Origin of the sequence: Paenibacillus lentus (assembly GCF_003931855.1) — a bacterium.
GTDB lineage: Bacteria > Bacillota > Bacilli > Paenibacillales > Paenibacillaceae > Fontibacillus > Fontibacillus lentus.
Map to the genome: position 1 here is coordinate 433,091 of NZ_CP034248.1, position 22,901 is coordinate 455,991.

Here is a 22,901-nt window from a genome sequence, read left to right on the forward strand (position 1 = left end):
ATAATTAAGGTGCAATTGAACAAAGGACACTTCATACAGCAGCAAACCGCTGCATGAAGTGTCCCGCAAGAGTAAAATGATGAATTATTCAATGTACCCTTACAGCAAGATTCATAGCTGACTATAACGGATCAGTTCGATCCCCTGCTGCCTGATATATTGCTGCAAATCTTTATTCATAAACAGTGCCAGATCCTGCTCTCGTTCATCACATAGCGAAGAAATATTCCGCAGCTCTTCATCGCTATACCCGGGATGCCCAGCAATTTCAACGGTATAGTTCGTATCCTTGTATTTCTCCAGTACGGATCTTAGCCACGCCTCGCTCACAAATGATGCAGACATATCACCGCACAGCACATCGGTTCCTTTTACACCCGCTCCCGGTATACTCCCTTGCAGTTCAGGAGATAACTGATCATCCCTCCGCATAGGCACGTTATATTCTTTCGCCAGCTCAATAACAATGCCCATCATTTGCGCATCCTTGATGCTAAAACCATGATGCGTATCCAAGTGATTCAGGGTCAGTCCAGTGGCGAGGAATTTTTCAATTTGTGCTGTAAGCTCAAGCTTCACTTCCAAGGCATTGTAAGAGGAAGGAATGAGACCCGGTTTTCTATAAAAATTACCGTCACCATCAACAATACTTCTCACTTGAGCAGCGTCCAATATAGGCTTTCCAAACGTCAGATTTAAATGAACGCCCATCTCCGTAATTCCTGCTTTTTGGGCTAATTCAGCACTTTTCTCAAAATGCACCGAATTGGTGAGCGCTGAAGTATCTGTAATGGTGCCTTCCCTCATCCCCTGCAGGATCCCCTTACTGATGTTCTCCGTCATTCCATAGTCGTCAGCATTTATGATCAGCCTCATGATTTTTCGTCTCCTATATTTATTTTTTAACGATGAACAGATGCTGGAGTGGCTCTACGGTTCCCTGAACCTGAGAAACAACATCTTTGAACGAATCCATATTCGTCACGACAATAGGAGTGGTCAGCTGGAAACCCTCGCCTTTGATTTGGTCCATGTCAAACTCAATCAGAACATCGCCCCGCTTGACTCGATCGCCTTCCTTTACCTTCTGGGAGAAATGATTCCCCTTCAACTTAACGGTATCTACTCCAATGTGCATTAAAATTTCCACTCCATCATCCGATCTCACTGCTATCGCATGTTCGCTTTTCATCGTCACCGCTACGGTGCCGTTCACCGGGGATACCAGGACACCTTGTGACGGAATAATCGCAATCCCTTTACCCATAGATTCTGAAGAGAAGACAACATCATCAACCTCATTCAAAGGAATAGCGGTACCAGCAAGCGGACTTACAACGAGGCTCTCCGAGCCCGCTTCCAAAACCTCAGAAGCTTTGGTTGCTTCAGACACGCCATGATCTGTTCCTTTGGTGGGAGGTACGTCTTTCTTCGACTCATGTCCAAACAGAACTACACAGGTTGCTCCGGCAATAATGGAAACCAGGACACCAATAATGTAGTATATCATCGGGCTTTGTGCAGGCATCGTAAATACATTCAAGAAGAAGTTAAATACGATCAGCTTAACGCCTAGGGCCCCTACGACAGCTCCACCAATAGCACCGGCAATAACCATATAAATAATCGTTTTCCGGTAGCGCAGAACGATACCGTACAAGATCGGTTCAGTTACACCTGACAAGATCGCGGATAGAAACGACGAACCACTTAACGCTTTTAAATCTTTATTTTTTGTCTTCAAGAAGACTCCCAATGCTATACCCATAGAAGCAGCAATAGACATGCCTGCTAGTGGGGTAATGTAGTCTCCCCCCGCACTAAGGTTGTTTATAATAATCGGCACGGTTGCCCAGTGCAGGCCGAACAGAACTAGGAAAGACCATGATCCGCCAAGAACGATTCCCGCAAGGATCGGGCTGCTGTTAATTAGGAAATTGACCGCATCTCCGACCCCCTGGCCGGCGTATTGAGCGAATGGCCCGATCAACATCGCTGTTAACGGAACCATAATAACGAGTGACAAGAACGGTACGGCGAACAACTGCAGGTTTTTGTGAATGATTTTTTTTAGTGCTTTCTCAAGTACCGAATAAATACTTACGGCGATAAACATAGGGAACACAGATGATGCATAATCCACTAAAGGAACTGAAATCCCCATAAAGTGAGTTGAATTTCCATTCGCTAACAAGGCTGTAAAATTCGGTTCAAGCAGCGCTGCCCCAATAGCAGCAGCTACATAAGAGTTGACATTCAAGACGCGAGCAATCGTAACCCCTAACAGAATAGGAAGGAAGAAAAAGATAGAGTTGCCCGCCGCCGACAAAATTGCATAGGTACCGCTATCTGTGGCGATCCAGCCTAATCTCTCCAGTACGATAAGCAGTGCTTTGACCAGACCGGCACCGGCAAATACCGGGATGAGCGGTGTGAGACTACCCGAAATGAGTCCAAAAATAGAGGACCAGAAGCCCTTCTTCTCTTTCACAACCTCTTCTTCTGATTCGGAAAATCCTTCTTTTCCGTGAATATGTTTATACACCTCGGATACATCATTACCGATAACGACCTGAAATTGTCCTCCACTTTCAACAACCTTTAACACACCCGAAGTTTGCTCCAGCGTCTTTTTGTCCGCCATACTGTTGTTCTTCAGAACAAACCGTAATCTTGTGGCGCAGTGGGTCAAGCTCTGAATATTTTGTTTTCCGCCAACAAGCTCTGTAATATCCTTTGCCAATTGTGAATGATTCATATCATAACCTCCTAATTAATTCATTTCAGATTGCTATTTTGAGAAAATAAAAACCTGAACTGAGGCTATCTCATTGACTTTAATCGCCAACAAAATAGCATCAGTTCAGGTTTCGCCTGCCGAACAGTCACAATCCCCGGATCATATTCAGTTTTCACGGCTGGTTACTCTATGAATGTGAATGATAAAATAAACCAGCTCTTCATTTGTCAACTTCTTGGAATAATTGTTCTCAAAATAATGGATCATCTTCTTGGCACAAGCATATGATTCTGGATATTTGTCCCTAACATGCTCAAATAATGAATCACTCTCGTCTGGAATCAATTCATCATGCAGAACCCGATACGCAAAATACCTCAGATGGGTTAGAAATCGGCTGTAATTAATCGAGCTTTCGTCAATTTTAATTCCAAAATGATATTTCACAATATTGGATAAATCGTTTACAATTTTCGTCATCGTATACGTCTGCTTCATGTCCTGCCCTTTTTGCTGGGCATTAACGAAATGCAGAGCGATGGAGCCCGCCTCATCTTCTGGGAGCCGAACTCCCATTTTAGTCTCAATAATATCCAGTGATTTTAAGGCGACTTCAAATTCTGCCTTATAGAACTGTTTGATCTCCCACAGCAGCGCATTTTTCACGAACAATCCCTCAGGGAACCTCGTTAACGCAAAGCTTATATGGTCAGTTAATGTAATATAAATATTGTCGCTAAATTTAACGGATAATTGCTGCTCTGCGTACTCTATAATTTCATTCGATAATTCCAAATGCTCTGTCGGGATCTCACTTACCAGACCAATCAGTTTATCAGATACACCCTTCTCTAGCACAAACCTCTTGTCCACTTGGGAGAAATCAACCGTGGAGCTATTATGCTTGTTGTATCCAATTCCTTTTCCCATCACAATCATTTCATCACCATTGTCATCGACAAGCAATATGACGTTGTTGTTAAAAATCTTCTTGATCTTCATCTCCATCACCTTCTTATCGCTACAATCTTTACCAATAAAAAAAACCTAAACTGAGACAGCAGCTATGCCACTGAATCAATTTAGGTATCGCCTGCCGAACAGTCACAATCCCAATTCATATAAAATGATGTTGTAAAGTTACTTATACTCAGCATAGCACGGTTGTACATTCAATTCAACCGTTTTTTTAGTTTGTCATGATAGATAACCCACCGGCAAGGAATCATTCATCTATAGTTCGCTAGATGCCTGAGCCACCAAGGAAACCAAGAGGGATGAATCCACGGTATTTCCCTTTTTCAGCTTTACAGTTCTTCTCTCAGGTGGACCAGCGAACATTCCAGCTGGCAGCTTCGGCCCGAATGCCATCACGATGACCACAGCCCGATTCAGCTCCACGATCGGCGAGGGCGACACTCTCGAAAGCGCTTCATAAAGAGCTGCAATGCGGGGCCAGTCCGTCTCATCTGCTGTCGGCGCCTGGGCATGGCAGGCGGTAATCGCAGCCTGCAATGAATAGGGATCTAGCGACCTGTTTGGAAGAGGCTATGCTAACGGTTGTATGAGCGCTTAATCTCCCCTAAAAAAGGGAGGTTCTTTTTTAACGGTTGTATGAGCGCTTATTTGGACGAAATGGCCCCTCTGCCTAGGAAAAAACGAAAATAGGCTCGCTGGCAACCGTTACAATTTGTTAAACCTCACTTTTGCCAAAATAACGTCGCTCACAACCGTTAGAATTTGTGGCTCACAACCAACACATGTGTAACTACGTTACTTATCCAACTAGCTGGAGTCAGGCTGCCCAGATATTGTATCGCTCCGCATTGACCGCCAACCTCCTCCAGAAACTCCCGGCGAACGGCTACTTCCAGATCTTCACCTGCCTCGACCATCCCTCCGGGAAGTTGAATTACATAATCATTTACTGTTCTTCTATATTGCTGCACAAATATAAAAGAATCGGATTGTTTCGCTAACATCACGACAGCTTGGTTATTCTCGCTAAGGGTATACATTTTTCCGAATTCATCTTCTACGATCATGTTTCCATTCCATTCTTGTGTGATAAAACAGTTAAGTCTTTCATAACTAACTCCTTTTTCACAAACTACGATGGGCCCAACTCTAAAATTCATCTGTCATATGATCCAACTTCTTGACCCATTCACTATCGTTCCAAATATCGGGGTTATTAATCGTTAGATTTGCCCCTCGCACCATGAAATCATAACTATCTTTTGCACCCGTGTACCAATCAACAATGACTAACTTCCCGTTTACATTACGCACGAGAAACTCAGTAACTTCACCATAACCACCTACAGTCATATTAATTTGTACCGGTAAGTTGAAATAGAGATAGCCTCCATTCACATCATCCTTGTACTCCACTTCCCAAGCACCAATCTCAATATCCTGAACCAGATCATCAGTAAGATTGTGCTTTATATGCACATCGTATTGGGATTGAATTTTTTGTTGTGTATACTGTTTAAGGTGATCGTTTTCAATGAGTGTATCCATTTCGATATCCGAGCCATTCCAGACCGCTTTATAATAGTCAGACAGCGCCTTCACACACATTTCATAAGCCGTTTCAAAATCCTGATCAGATAGTCCACTTTCATTTTTAGCCACATATTCGGGTAATAGCTTCTGTTCAGCGCTGCGCGCTACTTCCGTATTTAAAGCACGATCTGCACTGCTATCTCCTGAAACTACAGGAGCCTCTTTTGGGTTATTCCCTTTGATTTGATCTTGACTACACCCAACCAAAACAAGTCCAATTGCGATAAACAACATCATGAATCTTGTCATAACATGACCTTCTTCCTCTAGAAGTTATGAATCAACGAGGCCTACAATCCCTTATCCAAAATCTATGTACTACTTTTTCAAAATTCTTTATAAAATTCAACACACCCATACAAGTATGGGCGTGTTGCCATTAGTATATGTATCCTTTAGGTACTTACGGAGGCTTTTTGCAACTACATTATTCTTATCATTCAGATCGTTTTGTTTGTGATTCGAGCTGATATATTTGCAATTAAATTAACAAGAACTCCGTAGAAGATTAGAACAAGACTGTAATGAAGCTTCCCGCTAAAATCCTGAACACTACCGATCTCCGATAAAAACACCAGGCCATAACCAACGGCGATCGCGATGGAGAGAGATTGTACTAAACTTCCTGTGTCCTTAAGTACTGTACTTTTTTTATGATCCCTTTTGAAAATAGACGTCAAAATAGAAACGATAGCAACGATAGCTAGAATAGTCAGTCCAGAACTAAAGTTAATAAATAACACAAAACCACTCCCTTCTAATGTCATAGTCAATTTCAGTTATATTTTACCTTTATTCACATCTGCGTGCAATCGTTTTCATTCTTCCTGCTTCTTATAGGCTTCAGGCAAGAACTGATCCTTACCGTCAATTGTATCGTAGCTTACGCCTTTTTCGCCCAGGTAAAGCCTTTTGCCCTTCTTCACTCATCAGGTAGGTCAGGAATTTAATTGCACGTTCCTTGCCCTTACATCTTTGGAAATCATCGAGACGGTCCAGCCGGAGATGGAATGACCGCTCAGGCTAGGCAGATCCAGCCTGGAATTGGCAGGCCCGTCAACCGCGATGTAAATTTCAATTTTGTTCGAATCTTGCTGGGACAGCATACCCAATTACGCGGCAAAATCCGTGCGTTGGTACAGTATCGCAAAGCAACGTCCTTGTGCAATCTTTTCTTCCATTTGAGCACGCGTATCCAACTCCTTAGAACAAATACAAAAATAGGGTTTACTATTCAGTTCAACTGTATTATATTCTTATTAAGTTCAACTATATAGTTCGACTGAATAAGAGGTGAAAATATGAAACATCCATTGTTACCACTGTCTGAAACGATGCATTATATTTTATTAGCGCTGCGAGAACCTCTTCATGGTTATGCCGTGATGCAACAAATTGAGCAAATGAGTAATGGCACCGTAATCTTAGCTGCTGGAACTCTATATGGCGCACTTGATAATTTAAACAAACATGGTTGGATTGAACCAGATGGGCAAACTGGCAGAAGAAAAGTGTACAAAATTACAGATGAAGGACTAGCCATTTTAAAGGCAGAGCAGCAAAGATTAAAGCACATCTTATCTTTGTACGAAAAGGAGTGAAGAGGATGAAGAAATTCAAGATGTTTTTTAATATTGTTGAGGAAGAGAAATGGCTGAACGATCAATTACAACAAGGTTATCGTTGTACGAAAATCAGTAATTCAGGAATCTACACCTTTGAAAAAGTGAGCAAAGATTACGTCGTACGACTAGATTATCAAGACTTTTTACCGAAAGAGAAGTTTATAGAATATAAGACCATGTATGAGGATTTTGGATGGTCTCATATAAAGGGGGCACGCTTCGGAGCCATTCAATATTGGCAAAAAGAAGCCGGAGATCAAAATGAAATTTTCTCTGATCGCCAATCCATATCTCACTATTATAAACGGCTAATGAGATATTCCTTATCACTGGGACTTACACTTTTAGTGATCTGTTTCTACTTATACAACAACGGTATTTATTTAACGGAAGGCCTTTGGGAAATGAAGGGCAAACTATTTTGGTTAGCTTTTCTATTTGAAACCCCATTTGTGCTTTTCAGATTAATTCCATTATTTTTATTATTTACTTTTGGTCTGGGTTTCTTCAAAGCCTACCGGCAATACGCAGCATTCAAAGAAAATTAAAATGAAAGTGGGATACATATGAGACTTGCTAAATTATTACTAGCTGCTGGTATTTTACTAACCCTAATTACAGCTTGCAGTACTGCCGGGTTAGATGAAGTCGAGAAATATGCTACCCCTGTGGAAGATATGGATGTCCCTAATGATGTAACGATTATCGGCTTAGGAGAAGCCACACATGGGAATGTGGAATTTCAGGAATTGAAAAAGACTGTGTTCGAAGCATTAATTAAAAATGAAAATGTGCGAGTTTTTGTTTTAGAAGGTGATTTTGGAGCGGGTCAGCAAATTAATGACTACATACTGCATGGAAATGGGACAGCTAAAGAAGCGGTATTTGCTCTTGACTACGGCATTTATAAAACGCAGCAAATGATCGATTTGGTAGAATGGCTGCGTCAATATAACGAAGCTGCAAATGAGGATGACAAAGTATATTTTTATGGCAATGATATGCAGCGGTATGATGCTAGTAAAAAAGGGTTGCTGGCTTTTTATGAAACGGTGAATGAGGAAATGGCCAAAAAATACACTGCACAATTACAACATGTATCTAATGACACCATGCGTAATTTAACAGCCGAACAGCTAGAGGAACTGAACGGAATCATCGATGACATCGTCACGGATTTACAATCCCATGAAGATGAATATTTAGTACAGACATCCCCAGAATCCTACGCGTTTGCTCTGCAATATGCTAACGTCATGAGACAGCGTACAAGCCTTCTGGGGAATGACAAACAATATACGATGCTGCGGGATGAATACTTGGCGGAAAATGTAAAGTGGATCGTGGAATTTGAAGCACAACGTGGACACGATAAATTATTCGTCTCTGCACATAACGGACATATTGAAAAAACATCCGCCGCCTTTGGTTATAAATCCATGGGAGACTATTTGGACGAAATGTATGGGAATCATTATTTTGCCATTGGAACTGACTTTATAAACAGCACATTTCAGGCAGATCACAATGGAACTAATAAAAGAAAGAACCACACCATTAATAATAGTGATCCTTTTGTGAAGGCATTTAGTGAAATCGAAAGCAATATTTTTTATGTTGATTTTGAACTAGCGAGTAACTCAAAAGAACTCGCCGAAATTATATCGCAAAAACAGAGAATGCCGAACATCGGCGATGACTTTAGCACCTGGTATAAATCTTCAAAAAAGTTATATACCCTTGAGATGATACCGAATGAAGCATATGATGGGATGATCATCGTAAAAGAGGCAACACCGACGACGGTTATGGAATAAAGTCCATGATGTAATAAAGACCAAGTGCAGCGAACACTGGTCAGTACAATTGGCTTGGATGGTTTATTCCCTTCTAAGTCGCATAGGAACAAAACCTACCTTTGGGTGGGTTTTTACTTTCTCTTGTTGTTATATTTTAGCCTTGCAATGGTTGCTATCTTTGTAGCCCTTAATACTTCAGTTAATGACTAAACACCAAACTGATTTAAATGATGGTTTAGGTGCTTATATAATCCTATTCCCCATTGCTCAGGAGTCAGTTTTCCAAAAAAGGGATGTGGATGAGACGTACATTTTTCCGGCCCATTGTTCTGGGATGTTATATTTTTTTGTTTTAGTTTTACTTTTTCTGTTTCAAATTCTTTTTCTTCTACAATCATAATTGTAGACATGTTGCGGGCAGGTGGCTTGTCATTGAAGAAAAATGGTTTCACAAACGTTCCAATTAATATGCCTAACCAACCTCTTGGGGGAAAGGTTTCTCCCATTGCAATGTCATTAAACGCTGAGCAATGAGCTAGCAATTGGGCAACGTCCATCTTACCCCATTGAGAGCGTGAACTTGGACTCAATTTGTCTATTTGGTTCAAGATCTCCATTGTGTCCGCTTGATTAAAGATATCTTTCAAAACAAACTCCTTTAATTTAATGACTTCGGGATTGCTATTCCATTGTAGATAATTTCCCTCCGAGCCTGCCAGTTAGTTTAGCGGCTGCGTTCGAATAATAACTCGCATCTACTTACGTACGCACGTAACTTTCAGCTAGGCATATGATCTTATGAATCCCGTCGCTTTTCTAGGTTTGCGAGATTTGACTCTTACTTATATTTTACCTTTATTTATATGAGCATTTTGCATTAACCTGAGCCCTTGCTAGACAAAGGTTTTCAAACATAAAAAAAGGACTTCACCCCAACTTGGAGAAGTTTTCAAGTGACAAAACAAGAAAACCCAAGGGGGAGAAGTCACTATGTATATTCTACAAGAAAGTCTATTTTCCTTTGAAGAACTTCAAAAACTTGAATTTAAAGAACGTTTGCCTATCTTCTTCAGCGCCCTGGACTTACGGCCATATGCTAAAGAATTGAGAAGTCATTCACCCCGAGGTGCCGATGGGCACTGCCGACAAGGGATTCTTCGCGCATTGCTTGCAGCGCCGCTGGAGAACATGGATACATTTAGCGGCTTGCATCGTCGTCTGGATATGGATCTTCGTTTCCGTTACCAATGCGGACTCAGGCTTGATCGAAAAGCTCCATCAATCGCCACATTAAGCCGCGTTTTCACTGAGCTAACGAATAAGGGATTGGCAAAACGTCTGTTTGAGGATCTCGTCACACGCTGTAAGCAGGAAGGAATCATCGATGGAAGTCACGTGGCGATGGACAGCGCAGCGATCCATGCCTACGAGAAGAAACAGCCGAAGCGCAAAAGTGAGCTGACGGGGAATGCCAACTGGGGCGCGAAGTTTGACTCCTTTGGTAACAAGGTCAAGTGGTTCGGCTATAAGCTTCATCTTGCTGTCGACACCGCTAGCGAACTGCCCCTGGCCCTCTCGGTTACACCGGCTCATGTCAATGACGGTGATCTGGCACCCGCTCTTATGGAACAAGTGGCTGCCGATGCGAAAGTGAAGTTCTTTGTGTTTGATGCTGGGTATGACCAACTTAAAAACTATGAAGCGGCACGGAAGCTCAAAGCGCAAGCGATTATCCCGATGAATCTTCGCAATGAGAAGGAACCGCCTGCAGGTATAACATCTAACGGTACACCTTGCTGCTCCATGGGTTTTGCCATGACATACTGGGGAGTAGATGGCGATCACCTGAAATTCCGGTGTCCCCATGCGACCGGCAAGGTGGATTGTCCGCTGGGGATGGCAGCCTGTTCATCTTCCAACTATGGAATGGTGCTCAAGGTTGATACAAAAAGCGATTTGCGCCGTTATTCAAGTCCGCACCGGAACACGAAACGTTGGCAAGAACTTTACAAAGAAAGAACGAGTGTAGAACGCTGCAACTCCCGAATGAAAACCTATTTGACCGCAGACGCCATGCATGTTTGGGGCATAGAGAAAGTCATAACTCACCAATATTTAAATGCAATTGTATTGCTGGCTTCTGCCCTGGCAATGGCTCAGAAATACAGAAAAGTCGCTGCTTAAAATTTTGAATGCGCAGAAAATTCTGCAGGTCTGCCCATTTTTGAAAACCGAGTGGATTTAGCTGAAAATGCACCACCAACTAGGTCTAGGTTCTGCTATTCAATTCTCAAATAGGGAATTATGCAAAATGCTCATATATAAATAATTATTTGTAATCCATTTATATAATTATGGAGCCTTACAATCATGGTAACGTCATCCTTTATGATTACACTGATGGTACAGCTAGAGCAGGTTACATCAATGATAATAAGAAGCCAGTGGATATTAAAATAGGCGGGGCTCGAATAGCCCCTGCCTACTTATTTATGCATTAAATACCAGTTGATTGAAAGCTATCACCGGACATGTCCCACGGATGAAGTTCTACTCAAGATGCTCAATCTTTCTACGATGGATACCACCGCAAATGGACTTCTCTAACGTCTACATTGACTCTCTTTTAACATATACTAAGAGGCTTAACCTTTATTAACTATCTTTCCTTAGTCCAATTGTTGATATCACTATTCCTGCAATAAAAAGAATAATTGATAGTACAATTGGAAAAGATCCTAGCATCTGATTGCCAAAATCTTTTGTGTGAATTGCTCCATATTTCGTGTAAATACTTGCAGCTATAAGACTCATACCATATAGAACAACCCCCGAAAGACATAAAGTTGAACCTAATAAAACTTGTTTCATCTGAACCTCCTGAGAGATTAAACTCCTAACCAGTATGGCTAGGAGTTCACATAATTAATAATCGTAACTTAAGACTTCAGTATTATTTTTCCACTCCGACGTACTTTCATTAAACCATTGATGACGTACACTTGAGGTTACATAAAGTCCTAGAAGTGTTCCAGCACTTTTGTAAGTAGCAGTATATCTAGTATCTACTGGAGCACCGCTTCCAATCCAATTGTATCTACTTCCATCGGTTCCGTAAAAAAACTGATAGTATCTTTCAGTTTCCTGATCACCTCTCGCCTGCATTTTTACTTTTGCTCCTGATGACCATGTTACATTCGCAGTTACTGCAAACGGGTACCCTATTCCAATTTGATACTGTGTATTATTCTGCAGTTGAGTATCAATAGATCCTGTATTAGGATAGTAACTAATTAACTCATCGCCGTTGTATTGGTTATCAATTGTACCTTGAATACCATTAATGATATTACGATTATCATATGCTGGATACCATGTTGTAAATGCATCAACGGTAAGATAATCATAATTTGGATCTGCATCTTGAGACTTGTAAATTGTATATTCTGTAATCGAACGTGCAACTTCAAATGTATCTAAATCATAAAATAAGCTGTCATCATAAAACCAATTGCTTTTAGTTATACTTGTCAAAATGGTGGTAGGTGTTGTAGCTGCCGGACTAATCAACATTTTTTGGTTACTGTAAATATTATTAATTTTCGTTTTAAAATCCAAAACTTCCTTAACTTTTAATTCTCTAGTAAAAAGCCCTTAGGCACAACTATTCTCTTACAACCATGTACCTTCTTCATCAAAGATTATAGTTCATTTGTAAAATAGAGGAAACCACAAAAAAGAGACTCCACCCAAGTGTCATCTCCAATCCAATTCCATGCCTCATTTTTATTCTTTCATATTTTTATATAAAACCTCACCTTCTTGTTTAATTCTCATAACAGTCTCATGACTACTTTGGCTGCCTGAGATAAATTGAGTTACTTCTTCAGTAACCAGCTCATTTAGCGATTTATTAAAACCATTTGGCATATAAATTGGATAACGAACGCGGATGTCATGGCTCAACTTATAAAACGGTTCAAGTGAGTAACCAAATAACTCTTGGGAGTAGGATGTTCTGGTACTGTTACGATACCCAAACTAAACGATTTATCAGAGTTCTCGTATTGCTCAATCAGGCTTGTAGTCGATAGGATCATTGCTGATTTCCCACGAATGAAGAGCTCTTCCTTCTCCTTCACATCATGTGTCGCAGCGAACACGGGGACATCGAGATGGATCGCACCAGATCGGTATACCTCTTGCACAGTTGCCAATATGTTTTCCCACGCTTCAGTATCATGCATGATCCAAACATCACTGTTGTTGACCGATACCATATTTAATCCATGAGCTCTGCCTACCATACCTACAAATTCATATAATGCGCCCTCAAATGAGAAACCATAGGTCCCTTCCTTATTATCTGAGAATCTGGCCGCTAACCCAAAAAACTCTCTCCAACTTAACTGATCCTGAGGATATTCGATATCCAATTGGTCAAACATGTCCTTATTGTAAAATAACGCGATACTAGAAAACATAGGAGCTAAACCATTTAAACGATTTGATGCATTTTCTCGCAGCAGTGAAATAATGTGAGGATTCAAATTTTCAATATCAAAATGATCTTTTTGTATCCATTCCTCAAGACCTTCAAGCACCCCTCTGTTAGAAAACGCAAGATATTCTTCAAGTGACCTTGTAAATATGACATCAATATTCGCCTGTTCTATTTGTTGAACGAGCTCATCTATAGAGCCCTCCGAGCGATTGACCAATGTTTTTAGCGGAACCACTTCAACTTCAATATCAGGATATTTCAAGTAAAACAGTTCCCCATAATCAGTGTTAAACATATCTTGATTCCAATATAAAACTTTGATCTGGCCACCCTGCGAATGATTTGTTGTATTACAAGCGGTTAAAAGTATAAGTAGAACAAAAATGATGGGCAACTTTTTCATTTTATTAACCAAGTCCCTCTCACTCATTTATTTTAAACACCCATAACAAATTTTATTTACAAATATATACAATCAATTATACTCAAAAAGAGACTTAAAGGGAGGGGACTTTTTAATGAAAAAAAGGATATCAAGATTCATATTAGCTCTAGGCTTAGGGCTGCTGAATCAATCATTTGCCTTCGCAGAATCAACGATTATAGCAGATAGGGAGGTTAGGCCCATTGAAGTCGTCGTGAATGGAGAATTTATCAAAATGGATGTACATCCTCTTATGGATAAGAATCACCTATACGTTCCCATCCGAGCGCTTGCATCCCTTGGTCTTTCCTACAGCTTTAACCCCTCAACTAAAATTACAACAGTACAAAATAAAGATGGAGATTACTTGAAGCTCAGTGTGAATAGCACAACCGCCTATAAAAATGAAAAACCGATCCAAATGGATATGCCTGCTCAAAATAAAAATGGCCGTATTCTTGTTCCATTACGCTTTATCAGCGAATCCTTGGGATACAACGTTCAATTTGAATCCATTCGCAAATTCGTTTTTATTAACTCACAAGACTATACATTTGATCCGAACTTACTGTATCAAGATGACCTTCAAGCAGCGCGTAAAGCCGCGATCGCTTTGCCGATCAACGTGGACTTCAAAACGCTTGGCACATTTGATGGTTATCGTTTACACCAATATTCCTTCCCCGTAGGAAGAGCAGATACCTACTTTTTTAATGATGGAATTTTTACTTTTGTGCAAATCATAGATGGCAAAGCCATTGCCATTGGACAGTTGTTTCGGGAACGAAGAGAACCTTCACAAGCAGCAGGGAATGTTTCACCCGAAATGAGTTTAGATACGGACCCGATCATGGAGCCTTACAACTATGGAAATGTCATCTTTTTTGATTACACTGATGGTACGGCTAGAGCAGGCTACACGGATGATAATAATAAGCGAGTGGATATTGAAACAAAGATGAATATATATTCTGATATCATACAAAAACTTCCTGATCATCGCTATGGTAGATATAAAATAGGCAGGGATCGATAAGAGCTTAATATGGGGTGGTGTTGCTCAATGTGGAAACAAAAGAAAGTTAAAATATTGTCCTTTTCTTTTATCATTTTATTATGCATTACTATGCTCTCCTTTTATATGTATATATGGATATCTGATCCGTTAAAGACAGATGGTTGGTCCAATTATAATAAAGAACACAAACGAATATATCTTTCACTTATAAATAATGGATTTATTAAAATGGAGATAGAGAAGGTGACTGTAAACAGCGGAAAACAACCAGAACAGCTCAATTTGGTCATGAGTTATACTGGACAAATCGTTTCGGCTGGAATTGAAGAAAATCCGCAAGCGCGAATCATCGGCATTGACGAGGGATTTATTCACCCCAAATTATCTGAAAATGAACTAAGAGATTTAATAAATAATAATACACAACAATTACCACTGCATTACGGGGTTCTGATCATAAACAAGGAAAACATTGAAAGCATACGTATCAAATATAAATATTTTGGTATTTCTAAAACTTTGAATGTGAATTTAGAACAAGGGAATTGAAACTTTACTTTTGAGTTGAGGAAACACTGGCTAGCTAAAGTCCTACACAATAAAGAACGTTAAAGAACCTCAACTAGCCAATCCTGCCAAAGCCTTTATGGATTTACTAGCTCATGGTGGTGCCCCTTCAGCTCGATTCTATAATATCCAAACGTTGCTTTTCTTTCATCAGAGCTTAAATGGCCAGAGCGTTGAAAGCCAAATGTAGTAATACCGTTATCATCAATTGGCCAATCATAGACCTTGCCTAATGTGTCAAAGCCATAATAAAATCCTGGTTTGCCTAAATAATCAGAAACCCATTCTCCATTGTTAAATGCTGCCGATTTTATATTGCTTGTTTCATGCGCATTGAGTATACCACGCTCATATCTCGTCATATAATAGACATTGTTTTGATATGTTTTTACCGCCTTGATCGGTGCCTTTTCAATCGCTACTCTTGTAATCGTTTCTCCATCCACATGGTATAAAATAAATTGCTGCGTTGTGGCATAGTCATAATTCAAATAAAAATGGCCCAGATCTGTTTTAAACCATATGTCCCCTAGCCAGACCGTATTTTCATCCTCCATTAATTCCTGATAAACAAAGGGCTCGAAATAAGGGAGATTATTGCTAACTAATAATTGATCATTTTCTTTAATTACTGCCATAAAACGGTCACTATAGACAATGGATTTTCCTTGGTATAGCAATTCGTAAATGTGGATAAGATTACGGTTTTCAAGCACTTTGGCGTTAACATCCCTAATTATAATCAAGCTATAGGGTTGAATCTCTTCATTTTTTAAATAGACTACTTTTTTATTAAAGGCCTCGCCAATATACCTTAAAGGAATATAAGTTGAATTGTTATAAACGTCCGCAGCCACATCCATTTCACTGGATTTTCCATTTATAGAAATATCCTTTTTTCCTATTTTCAAGGTTATGGTTTTATCAACGTGCTTAATAGTAATGAACTGATTTTTAGCGTTAAAATCTACCTTTGCACCCAACCCTTCCGAAATAAAACGAAGCGGTACTAACGTTCTGCCATCTTTAACAATCGGCTGTACGGCTGATACCCTCTGCCCATTAATAAACGCCATGGAGCTTTCAGGAGACAGAATCATACTATTTTTCAAGTCATTTTCTGTTATATCTTTATAATAGTCTCGAAGATTTTCCGCGTGAGCCGTATCACCAAAAGCAATGAACATTATAAAAGTGAATAATGCGAGGATTCTTATTTTCATAGGCACACCTCTTGAATGGTTTATTTAGTTTAAATTACACATAAATAGATCGTGATTAACTATTTTTATGGGCTGGGGTATCCAATCAAAAAAGCACACTACACCTAAGAGAATTATGAGACCTAAAATGATAGAATTCCTTTTCCTTAAAAGCTTCACTTCGAATGATCTATCCTTTTTATTCCGATTATGCAAATATATATAACTATAATGGAAGCTTTTATATAGGGATAACTCCACTGTTTCTATGCTACAGTCATTAGGGGGTTGCTTTTTTTAACTCCTGGTCCAGTATAAATTGTCCCTCGGACTCAATTCTGTTGAGCGCCTCTTCCAAGGAGATCTCCTTCTTTTCAACCCTTTTTATTTCAAGCTGCTCTAGCTCTTTGAGTTGAGCATCAAACCTTGCTGGAATTCTATCAGGGTAGGCTTCTATAATAGTCCTCTAACGAACTTGCTGAAAATGATTGCTCTGGCAGATATACAGCCCCCGAGCTACTGCTCCTCAACGCTAAATCCCAGATAGCTTTCCACGAATCTGTTGTCAGATTAACCTTCATTGTTTTAGTATTTACAGTAATTAGTCCTTGTGTATAGGCGATCCGATTGGCGATTCCGACCGTAGTATCAGCTAGAGGTGTCCCAAAGCCATATATTTTGTCATTGCTGCTAGGATCAACAGGAAACTGCTGCGCAAGATTCAAAATTTCCTCCCAGGTCATATTATCATGCGGAGGTTCAACACCATGTTTTTGAAATAGATCCTTATTATAATACAGCGCATTTGCATAAAATCTCGGACTCAGTCCATACAGCTTTCCGTTCCCTTTTCCCTTCAAAAATTCAATTACAGAGGGGTTGATATCATCTATATCATACTGATCTTTCTTAATAAGTGGCTCCAAATCCACGAGCAGGCCGTCTATTCCAAACTGTTCATATTGTTCTGAACTCAAAAGAAGAATATCCGGCTTAGTCTCTTCAATCGCTAACTTAAGGGCATCCTTGCCGGATTCAAGATTAAGATTCTGTGTTTCAATAACTTCAATTTCTGTCGGGTACTTGGTTTGGAACATATCACCATAATCCTGGTAAAAAAAATTTTCACTGTGATACATCACCCTGAGATGCCTTGTTTGTTTTTCTTTAATTGAACTGCTAACTGTACATCCCGTAAGAAGTATGCAGAAAAAGAGTATAAACACTTTATTTACATGCTTGATAGGCACCTTAATATTCTACCTCCATTTATCAGATCTTTTCATATTCTAACCTGTAAATATCTGTGGAGTTCATCAGTGATGTGATTACCACTTCGTACCGCTTAAATATAACCCAGATGTATCAGTATCATTAGCTTCATCATTTGTTGAATCCAATTCTATGGGTTTATAAACAACGATCTCGCCTTTTTCTATCTCATGCAGTGTATCTTCCATGCTGCTTAAAACTTGAGAAAGTTTGTCCCGACTTATCCTTCCTTTATTGACCAAGCCATCTCCAACTTTTTTGATGTTTTCCATTTCAGCTTTGTACTCTTTATAAGAATAACTTTCTAGGCCATAATTATCCTCATGCTCTGAGACATCCCTAATAAATATACCGCTATCCGTTATTTTTGATCTAATCTCATCAATGGAGCTTACTGATTTGTCTGTATCCTTTCCATTCATCTCAGCCTTTCCTAAAATCGGATTAACGTCAGCTATCTTCGCATTGGTAGCAAATACAGTTACGCTGCCTGCAATTAACGCGGCCGACCGGGTTAACCCCCTAATATTGGACACAGCACCTCTTATTCGAATGATTGCATAGAATCGCTCGATGTTTCATAGTTTTTCATCTGATGACGATCATGCCTTACACGTTGATTTCCTTGGGTCTTACATTGCCTTGCCGGACTGCTTCCATGTATTCGTACGGCGACATATCATATATGCTTCCATGGATGCGATTGCGATTGTAATTGTAGATAAAACCGCTAACGATCTTATATGCCTGTTGGTAGCTCTCAAAATCGTGGCGCTGGTAACATTCCGATTCAAGGATCGAGTGAAAAGACTCGATGTGGGCGTTCTTATTCGGCGTCTTAGGCGGTATTCGTTCGTGGATAATTCCAAACTGTTCACAAGCCTCCGCAAACCGATGGCTAATGAACTGTGGACCGTTATCCGATCGAATAATTGGTCGATTCGCCTTGTCAAAGAGCTGGCGCTTCATTAGTGCCTCCTGCGTGATTTGAACCAGATCCTTAGCCTCGCAGGACAAGCCATGATGATAAGCAACAATTGCTCGGTCGAACACATCGATGATGCTCATCAGGAAGAAAAAGCGCTGTTCACCTTCGAGCCAACCATACTTAATATCCGTTTCCCACAGTTGATTGGAAGCGGTAATGACTTTGTTATTTGCGAGTCGTTTCGGATGCTTGGCCTTGAGCTTCCGCTGAGGGCGAAGCACATTCATTTTCTTGCACAGCCGATAGACTTTCTTCTTGTTAATCACAAGGTGGTGCTGGCGCCTCAGCATCTTTGTCAGCTTGCGGTATCCGTAGACAGACGTGTACTCATCGGCCAACAGCTCCATGATCCACTCACAGATTTGCTCATCGCTAATTCGCTTGTTGTCTTGCGTATATGAGTAACCAGGCGCGGAGCGACCGTTCCTGAGGATTCGCTCAGTTTGCTGATTCGGGCGATTCACATGTGCATAATATGTGGAACGCTCCACTTCCAGAATGCGCAGCACAAGGCTGATTGAATAGCCCTGCATGATGTATTTCTGCGAAATTTCTATTTTATCCGCAAGTGTGGGTTCGTTTTTTTTAACAGGTCACGGAGGATTTCCCTCTCTAGCGCCTGCTCTGCATAGAGCTTCTTGAGTTTCTCGTGCTCCTTCTCCAAGGCTGCATAATCTGAGGCTGTAGGAACGAATGAAGCATGCTTCAAAGCATCGCCATCCAATTCGTCAAGATCCTTGCGTTTCAATTCTCTTGCCCAGCGCAGCACCATCTTCGGATCAAGATCATGCTGCCTGGCTACTGCCGTCATATTGCCGATTTCATGCCCCTTGGATACAACCTTTTTCTTGAAGTTCAGATCATACCGTTTTCTTTCCATTGCGTTCCCCTCCGACTGATTTCATTCTATCGGAATAAGGGGTGTACTGTCCAAGTTCATTTGGGGGCTAAATAGCGACAAACAGAGGGTTAACGCCGTTGTCTGCTTAAATTTCATGATGGATACAATCCTTTCCCTTGTAGAATGGTTACTAAATCCATAATTAAAGGAGGCCACCTTTGAATTTCTCTCTGCCATATGAATAAGAGATAAAGCATAGCTAGATTTTTCTTGCTCCCCTAAGGTTCGTATTACCCTCTCATCACAAGTAAGTTCTAAATCTCTAATCATGAGGAAATGCATAAGCCACACGAGTGGATTAAACCAGTAACAGCAGAGAATAACTGCAGAAAATACCCTCCATAGAATATCTAAATGCTTTATATGCATCTTCTCATGCGTAAGGATATACTTTAAAAGCTTTTCATCTTGCAAATCCAAAGATTTGGGCAATATTATCTTTGGCTTTATGAAGCCGCAAGCTATAGGAGATATCAAACGATCTGAAGTCATAACTTGAATTCGACGAATGAACTTCTGCTGACTGAGCCATTTATCAATAAAAAATTGATTGCGTATAGGCAGTGCCGTCTTTAAATCTTTGTTGTTTTTGTAGAAATTCACTGCAAAAAAAATCCCCAGCGAGATTGTCCCAACAAACCAGATGACTGTTATAGTATCAAGAGAGAGCCTACCTTGACCAAAAGAAATGTCTTGAGTTAGAGGCCTTAAGCCCTCTTCTGTGTCCAAAAGTATTCTTTCTATGATGCCATTTGTTTGTCCTGCGGGATCGCGATTCACTCGTGAGGTTATATCGTTTAATATTGTGTTTATATTCCATTTAGACAAAATGGAATGAGGAATAGCCAATCTGAACAGGGCAATACCCCAGAGTATTAAAAACACTTTCTTCGGCACTTTATGGATTAACAGAGCCCTCAAGCACACTATGACAATAATGAAAATTCCTACAGAAATACTTCTCTCAATTAAAAATAAACTCATCTCCGCACCTCACTTTTTCAGATTCTCAACGATTTGCTTTAATTTTTCGATCTCCGAATCTGATAAATTATTTGCGTTGATGAAGGACGAGAAAAACAACTCCGTAGAACCATTAAACATCTTATTAATAAGTCCGATCGTCTCCTGTTCCTGTACTTGTTCCCTTGAAATCAAGGCTTTACATATAAACTGGGGATCTGTTCTTTGGACGGCTCCCTTATCGACCAGTTTTTTAATTACCGTGTAAGTCGTATTTCGGTTCCAGCCAATATCATCCTTGAGTATCTTTGCAAGTTGCCCGGCTGCTAATGCTCCTTGGCTCCACAGCACCTCCATCACCTTTAACTCCGCATCAAATAATTTCATTTTTCCACCTCCATTTGATTATTGTGCTAGTCATAGATACATACTACTCTGATAGTCATTACTTTTCAATACTTTTCCTATTTTATAAATAAAATCCTTTTCAACTTGGTTATTTGCTATTAAAAATAATCTAAACAAATCTTTGGATTCATTATTTCAAATATTATGCATAAATATCTAAAATTTGAGCGTGAACTAACTCTGCAACCTCTGTATCATCTTTAAATTTTGTTGGATCAATCGAAATGAGATCTTCTTTTGCTAACGTTGATCTATTTAAAATAGGCAAGGCCCGAATGGACCCTGCCTACTTACTCTCTATTCAACCAACTTTTAAATATCAAATACGCAATTCTAGTGTTTTCAAGTCAATAATAAAATTTTGTTGTTTCAGAATATCCAACCCAAGCAGCCCTCTATGGTCTCTAGGAAGAATGCCCACATCGATCTCTATATTTTCAATGCTTCTTGTACCAATTTCGATCTTGTCCATAATTTTTGTATAGAAAGGAGTGCTTCCGCCAATCCCGTATGCTTCATAGATAGAATCTCCTGTTTCGTAGGTCACACCAATTTCCTCTAAAATATCAGGACTGATTATAGTATGTGAAGATCCTGTATCTATAATTACATCTTCTATTCTCAATGTCCGTCCTCTAAACGTCACGGAAAGTGACGTTGTAATTAACTGTCCGTCATAGTTAATTTTCATTGTTATTACGTCTCACTCTTATTAGTGGATCACGCCTAAGATGGATTACAAATTCTTGATTTGATGTATGGTACACTACATTCCCTGGCTTTACTTGAAAAAATTCTTTATTAGCATCTTCATTTGGTACTGTGCGAATTGGTGCAACTTCATCTACTACCTTTTTGTTGCCTTCCTCGTGATAATTAAGTATGGAAACCAGAACAAATTGATCAGGAAACAGTTCTCTTACCTCTTGCCATTTCATTCGTTCTACCTCCTAGAAATTCGCTCTAATTCTTCATTCTATCTTGATTTTACCATACTTATAGCCAAACGTTGTCAATATACTTTACGTATTTTAACTATTTCGCCGATGCTTATGACTTCTATTTACGAAGCTCACGCAATACAATTTGTTCGAACCATTTCCAAGGAAGAAGCGCCTTCCCCCATATTGCAGTCCATGCTCCCTTGCCTAACACGTAACGCAACTTGGGATAGCGAGCTTGAGCGATTCGCACCACCGTCCTGGCCACATCCTGCGGATCGCTGGCGTTGTTAGCTACGTTTTTGCTGTAGGCCAGAATGGCGGCAAGAGGCTCCTGATAGGGTGAATCTTTCTTTGCTCTGATCGAAATGTAATCGAAGCCTTTGGACCAAATTGCGGTTTTGTATGCGCCAGGCTCCACTAAAGACACATAAATGCCGTATGGCAGCATTTCCAAACGAAGCGATTCACTGAATCCTTCCACCGCAAACTTTGAAGCCGCATAAGGCCCGTACCCGGGAAAACCAAGTCTGCCGCTGATGCTGCTGATGTTAATAATTTTCCCGTATTTTCTCGAACGCATATGTGGTAATACTTCTTGAGTCAGAGCAACAAGACCGAAAAAATTCGTGTCCATCGCATACATCCAATCCTCTAGTGGAATCTCCTCCACAAAGCCGCCAAGTGAGATGCCGGCATTATTCACAAGCACATCAATGCGTCCATGACGCTCCATCACTTCATCCACAGTCTGACGAATCGCTTGCTGATCGCTCACATCAAGGGAACAGCACTCGATATGCTGGCTTATACCCTTTTGTTCCGCAGCTTGCATCAATGCATCCTGCTTCGTGATATCACGCATGGTGGCAATGACATGATAGCCGCTTCCGGCTAATGCCAGCGTGATCAGCAAACCAAAACCGCTGGATGTTCCCGTCACCAAGGCAACCGGTCTGTTTTGCATCATGTCCTGCA

At 40.3% G+C, this 22,901-nt stretch carries 24 protein-coding genes and 3 pseudogenes; 6 read left to right on the plus strand and 21 right to left on the minus strand.

Annotated features, from left to right (window positions below; translation table 11 throughout):
• Window positions 1-111: 111 nt before the first annotated feature.
• From EIM92_RS02050 to EIM92_RS24055, 7 genes and pseudogenes are all read right to left on the minus strand, one after another.
• A complete protein-coding gene (locus EIM92_RS02050) occupies window positions 112-876 on the minus strand; it encodes a ChbG/HpnK family deacetylase (protein WP_125081254.1) in 765 nt (254 codons plus the stop codon).
• A 19-nt stretch (window positions 877-895) separates the two neighbouring features.
• Complete coding sequence (locus tag EIM92_RS02055) at window positions 896-2,758, minus strand: beta-glucoside-specific PTS transporter subunit IIABC (protein WP_125081255.1); 1,863 nt, start codon at window positions 2,756-2,758, stop codon at window positions 896-898.
• Between the two features lie 147 nt (window positions 2,759-2,905).
• A complete protein-coding gene (gene licT / locus EIM92_RS02060; RefSeq protein WP_125081256.1) occupies window positions 2,906-3,742 on the minus strand; it encodes a BglG family transcription antiterminator LicT in 837 nt (278 codons plus the stop codon).
• Window positions 3,743-4,096: 354 nt separating this feature from the next.
• Window positions 4,097-4,276 (minus strand): annotated as a pseudogene (locus EIM92_RS02065) (RNA polymerase subunit sigma-24); the annotation flags it as partial.
• 197 nt (window positions 4,277-4,473) lie between these two features.
• Window positions 4,474-4,785 (minus strand): NUDIX hydrolase, encoded by a 312-nt coding sequence (locus EIM92_RS02070; RefSeq protein ID WP_164515005.1) that lies wholly within the window; start codon window positions 4,783-4,785, stop codon window positions 4,474-4,476.
• Window positions 4,786-4,867: 82 nt separating this feature from the next.
• Window positions 4,868-5,560 (minus strand): hypothetical protein, encoded by a 693-nt coding sequence (locus EIM92_RS02075; RefSeq protein ID WP_125081258.1) that lies wholly within the window; start codon window positions 5,558-5,560, stop codon window positions 4,868-4,870.
• 593 nt (window positions 5,561-6,153) lie between these two features.
• Window positions 6,154-6,510, minus strand: a pseudogene (locus EIM92_RS24055) (extracellular solute-binding protein); the annotation flags it as partial.
• A 102-nt stretch (window positions 6,511-6,612) separates the two neighbouring features.
• Between EIM92_RS24055 and EIM92_RS02090 the strand changes: the two are divergent.
• The 3 genes and pseudogenes from EIM92_RS02090 (at window position 6,613) to EIM92_RS02100 (ending at window position 8,753) form a co-directional block, all read left to right on the plus strand.
• Window positions 6,613-6,943, plus strand: a pseudogene (locus EIM92_RS02090) (PadR family transcriptional regulator).
• Window positions 6,918-7,484 (plus strand): DUF2812 domain-containing protein, encoded by a 567-nt coding sequence (locus EIM92_RS02095; RefSeq protein ID WP_125081261.1) that lies wholly within the window; start codon window positions 6,918-6,920, stop codon window positions 7,482-7,484. The pseudogene EIM92_RS02090 and the gene EIM92_RS02095 overlap by 26 nt, the downstream one beginning before the upstream one ends.
• A gap of 18 nt (window positions 7,485-7,502) precedes the next feature.
• Entirely contained in the window at window positions 7,503-8,753 is a 1,251-nt protein-coding gene (locus EIM92_RS02100; protein WP_125081262.1) for an erythromycin esterase family protein, read from the plus strand.
• 188 nt (window positions 8,754-8,941) lie between these two features.
• Here the strand turns inward: EIM92_RS02100 and EIM92_RS02105 are convergent, their stop codons facing one another.
• Window positions 8,942-9,382, minus strand: a complete 441-nt coding sequence (locus EIM92_RS02105) for a DUF1569 domain-containing protein (protein WP_125081263.1) — start codon at window positions 9,380-9,382, stop codon at window positions 8,942-8,944.
• Between the two features lie 343 nt (window positions 9,383-9,725).
• Here EIM92_RS02105 and EIM92_RS02110 point away from each other — a divergent pair, with 343 nt between their 5' ends.
• Complete coding sequence (locus tag EIM92_RS02110) at window positions 9,726-10,919, plus strand: transposase (RefSeq protein WP_125081264.1); 1,194 nt, start codon at window positions 9,726-9,728, stop codon at window positions 10,917-10,919.
• Between the two features lie 471 nt (window positions 10,920-11,390).
• On the opposite strand, the gene EIM92_RS02115 is transcribed toward EIM92_RS02110, so the two are convergent.
• The 3 genes from EIM92_RS02115 to EIM92_RS02130 form a co-directional block, all read right to left on the minus strand.
• Complete coding sequence (locus EIM92_RS02115; protein WP_125081265.1) at window positions 11,391-11,606, minus strand: hypothetical protein; 216 nt, start codon at window positions 11,604-11,606, stop codon at window positions 11,391-11,393.
• 54 nt (window positions 11,607-11,660) lie between these two features.
• On the minus strand, window positions 11,661-12,353 hold the full coding sequence (locus EIM92_RS02120) for a hypothetical protein (protein WP_125081266.1): 693 nt from the start codon (window positions 12,351-12,353) through the stop codon (window positions 11,661-11,663).
• A gap of 344 nt (window positions 12,354-12,697) precedes the next feature.
• Window positions 12,698-13,669 (minus strand): ABC transporter substrate-binding protein, encoded by a 972-nt coding sequence (locus tag EIM92_RS02130; RefSeq protein ID WP_125081268.1) that lies wholly within the window; start codon window positions 13,667-13,669, stop codon window positions 12,698-12,700.
• A gap of 88 nt (window positions 13,670-13,757) precedes the next feature.
• Here EIM92_RS02130 and EIM92_RS02135 point away from each other — a divergent pair, with 88 nt between their 5' ends.
• A complete protein-coding gene (locus EIM92_RS02135; protein ID WP_125081269.1) occupies window positions 13,758-14,699 on the plus strand; it encodes a copper amine oxidase N-terminal domain-containing protein in 942 nt (313 codons plus the stop codon).
• A gap of 27 nt (window positions 14,700-14,726) precedes the next feature.
• Window positions 14,727-15,230, plus strand: a complete 504-nt coding sequence (locus EIM92_RS02140; protein WP_125081270.1) for a hypothetical protein — start codon at window positions 14,727-14,729, stop codon at window positions 15,228-15,230.
• Window positions 15,231-15,325: 95 nt separating this feature from the next.
• Here the strand turns inward: EIM92_RS02140 and EIM92_RS02145 are convergent, their stop codons facing one another.
• The 10 genes from EIM92_RS02145 to EIM92_RS02190 form a co-directional block, all read right to left on the minus strand.
• The gene (locus tag EIM92_RS02145; protein ID WP_125081271.1) at window positions 15,326-16,471 is read right to left on the minus strand and encodes a copper amine oxidase N-terminal domain-containing protein; all 1,146 of its coding nucleotides are present in this window, start codon (window positions 16,469-16,471) and stop codon (window positions 15,326-15,328) included.
• Window positions 16,472-16,890: 419 nt separating this feature from the next.
• The gene (locus EIM92_RS02150) at window positions 16,891-17,700 is read right to left on the minus strand and encodes an ABC transporter substrate-binding protein (RefSeq protein ID WP_125081272.1); all 810 of its coding nucleotides are present in this window, start codon (window positions 17,698-17,700) and stop codon (window positions 16,891-16,893) included.
• A gap of 78 nt (window positions 17,701-17,778) precedes the next feature.
• On the minus strand, window positions 17,779-18,258 hold the full coding sequence (locus EIM92_RS02155; protein WP_164515006.1) for a hypothetical protein: 480 nt from the start codon (window positions 18,256-18,258) through the stop codon (window positions 17,779-17,781).
• A 73-nt stretch (window positions 18,259-18,331) separates the two neighbouring features.
• Complete coding sequence (locus EIM92_RS02160) at window positions 18,332-19,243, minus strand: IS3 family transposase (RefSeq protein WP_125080998.1); 912 nt, start codon at window positions 19,241-19,243, stop codon at window positions 18,332-18,334.
• A gap of 20 nt (window positions 19,244-19,263) precedes the next feature.
• A complete protein-coding gene (locus EIM92_RS02165) occupies window positions 19,264-19,590 on the minus strand; it encodes a transposase (protein WP_125080997.1) in 327 nt (108 codons plus the stop codon).
• Between the two features lie 21 nt (window positions 19,591-19,611).
• Entirely contained in the window at window positions 19,612-20,595 is a 984-nt protein-coding gene (locus tag EIM92_RS02170; protein WP_125081274.1) for a M56 family metallopeptidase, read from the minus strand.
• Between the two features lie 9 nt (window positions 20,596-20,604).
• A complete protein-coding gene (locus EIM92_RS02175; RefSeq protein WP_125081275.1) occupies window positions 20,605-20,961 on the minus strand; it encodes a BlaI/MecI/CopY family transcriptional regulator in 357 nt (118 codons plus the stop codon).
• Window positions 20,962-21,301: 340 nt separating this feature from the next.
• On the minus strand, window positions 21,302-21,673 hold the full coding sequence (locus EIM92_RS02180; RefSeq protein ID WP_125081276.1) for a retropepsin-like aspartic protease: 372 nt from the start codon (window positions 21,671-21,673) through the stop codon (window positions 21,302-21,304).
• Window positions 21,663-21,920 carry a hypothetical protein gene (locus EIM92_RS02185; RefSeq protein ID WP_125081277.1) on the minus strand — a complete coding sequence of 86 codons (258 nt, stop codon included), beginning with the start codon at window positions 21,918-21,920 and terminating at the stop codon, window positions 21,663-21,665. The genes EIM92_RS02180 and EIM92_RS02185 overlap by 11 nt, the downstream gene beginning before the upstream one ends.
• Window positions 21,921-22,041: 121 nt before the next feature.
• Window positions 22,042-22,893 carry an SDR family oxidoreductase gene (locus EIM92_RS02190; RefSeq protein WP_125081278.1) on the minus strand — a complete coding sequence of 284 codons (852 nt, stop codon included), beginning with the start codon at window positions 22,891-22,893 and terminating at the stop codon, window positions 22,042-22,044.
• Window positions 22,894-22,901: the final 8 nt, after the last annotated feature.

Coding starts and splice junctions, on each gene's coding strand:
- EIM92_RS02070 (WP_164515005.1), bottom strand. CDS start 4,785: ATGATCGTAGAAGATGAATTCGGAAAAATGTATACCCTTAGCGAGAAT.
- EIM92_RS02185 (WP_125081277.1), bottom strand. CDS start 21,920: ATGAAATGGCAAGAGGTAAGAGAACTGTTTCCTGATCAATTTGTTCTG.
- EIM92_RS02175 (WP_125081275.1), bottom strand. CDS start 20,961: ATGAAATTATTTGATGCGGAGTTAAAGGTGATGGAGGTGCTGTGGAGC.
- EIM92_RS02130 (WP_125081268.1), bottom strand. CDS start 13,669: ATGAGTGAGAGGGACTTGGTTAATAAAATGAAAAAGTTGCCCATCATT.
- EIM92_RS02115 (WP_125081265.1), bottom strand. CDS start 11,606: ATGAAACAAGTTTTATTAGGTTCAACTTTATGTCTTTCGGGGGTTGTT.
- EIM92_RS02170 (WP_125081274.1), bottom strand. CDS start 20,595: ATGAGTTTATTTTTAATTGAGAGAAGTATTTCTGTAGGAATTTTCATT.
- EIM92_RS02110 (WP_125081264.1), top strand. CDS start 9,726: ATGTATATTCTACAAGAAAGTCTATTTTCCTTTGAAGAACTTCAAAAA.
- EIM92_RS02190 (WP_125081278.1), bottom strand. CDS start 22,893: ATGATGCAAAACAGACCGGTTGCCTTGGTGACGGGAACATCCAGCGGT.
- EIM92_RS02075 (WP_125081258.1), bottom strand. CDS start 5,560: ATGACAAGATTCATGATGTTGTTTATCGCAATTGGACTTGTTTTGGTT.
- EIM92_RS02100 (WP_125081262.1), top strand. CDS start 7,503: ATGAGACTTGCTAAATTATTACTAGCTGCTGGTATTTTACTAACCCTA.
- licT (WP_125081256.1), bottom strand. CDS start 3,742: ATGAAGATCAAGAAGATTTTTAACAACAACGTCATATTGCTTGTCGAT.
- EIM92_RS02140 (WP_125081270.1), top strand. CDS start 14,727: ATGTGGAAACAAAAGAAAGTTAAAATATTGTCCTTTTCTTTTATCATT.
- EIM92_RS02050 (WP_125081254.1), bottom strand. CDS start 876: ATGAGGCTGATCATAAATGCTGACGACTATGGAATGACGGAGAACATC.
- EIM92_RS02165 (WP_125080997.1), bottom strand. CDS start 19,590: ATGGAAAGAAAACGGTATGATCTGAACTTCAAGAAAAAGGTTGTATCC.
- EIM92_RS02135 (WP_125081269.1), top strand. CDS start 13,758: ATGAAAAAAAGGATATCAAGATTCATATTAGCTCTAGGCTTAGGGCTG.
- EIM92_RS02180 (WP_125081276.1), bottom strand. CDS start 21,673: ATGAAAATTAACTATGACGGACAGTTAATTACAACGTCACTTTCCGTG.
- EIM92_RS02145 (WP_125081271.1), bottom strand. CDS start 16,471: ATGAAAATAAGAATCCTCGCATTATTCACTTTTATAATGTTCATTGCT.
- EIM92_RS02160 (WP_125080998.1), bottom strand. CDS start 19,243: ATGCAGGGCTATTCAATCAGCCTTGTGCTGCGCATTCTGGAAGTGGAG.
- EIM92_RS02095 (WP_125081261.1), top strand. CDS start 6,918: ATGAAGAAATTCAAGATGTTTTTTAATATTGTTGAGGAAGAGAAATGG.
- EIM92_RS02055 (WP_125081255.1), bottom strand. CDS start 2,758: ATGAATCATTCACAATTGGCAAAGGATATTACAGAGCTTGTTGGCGGA.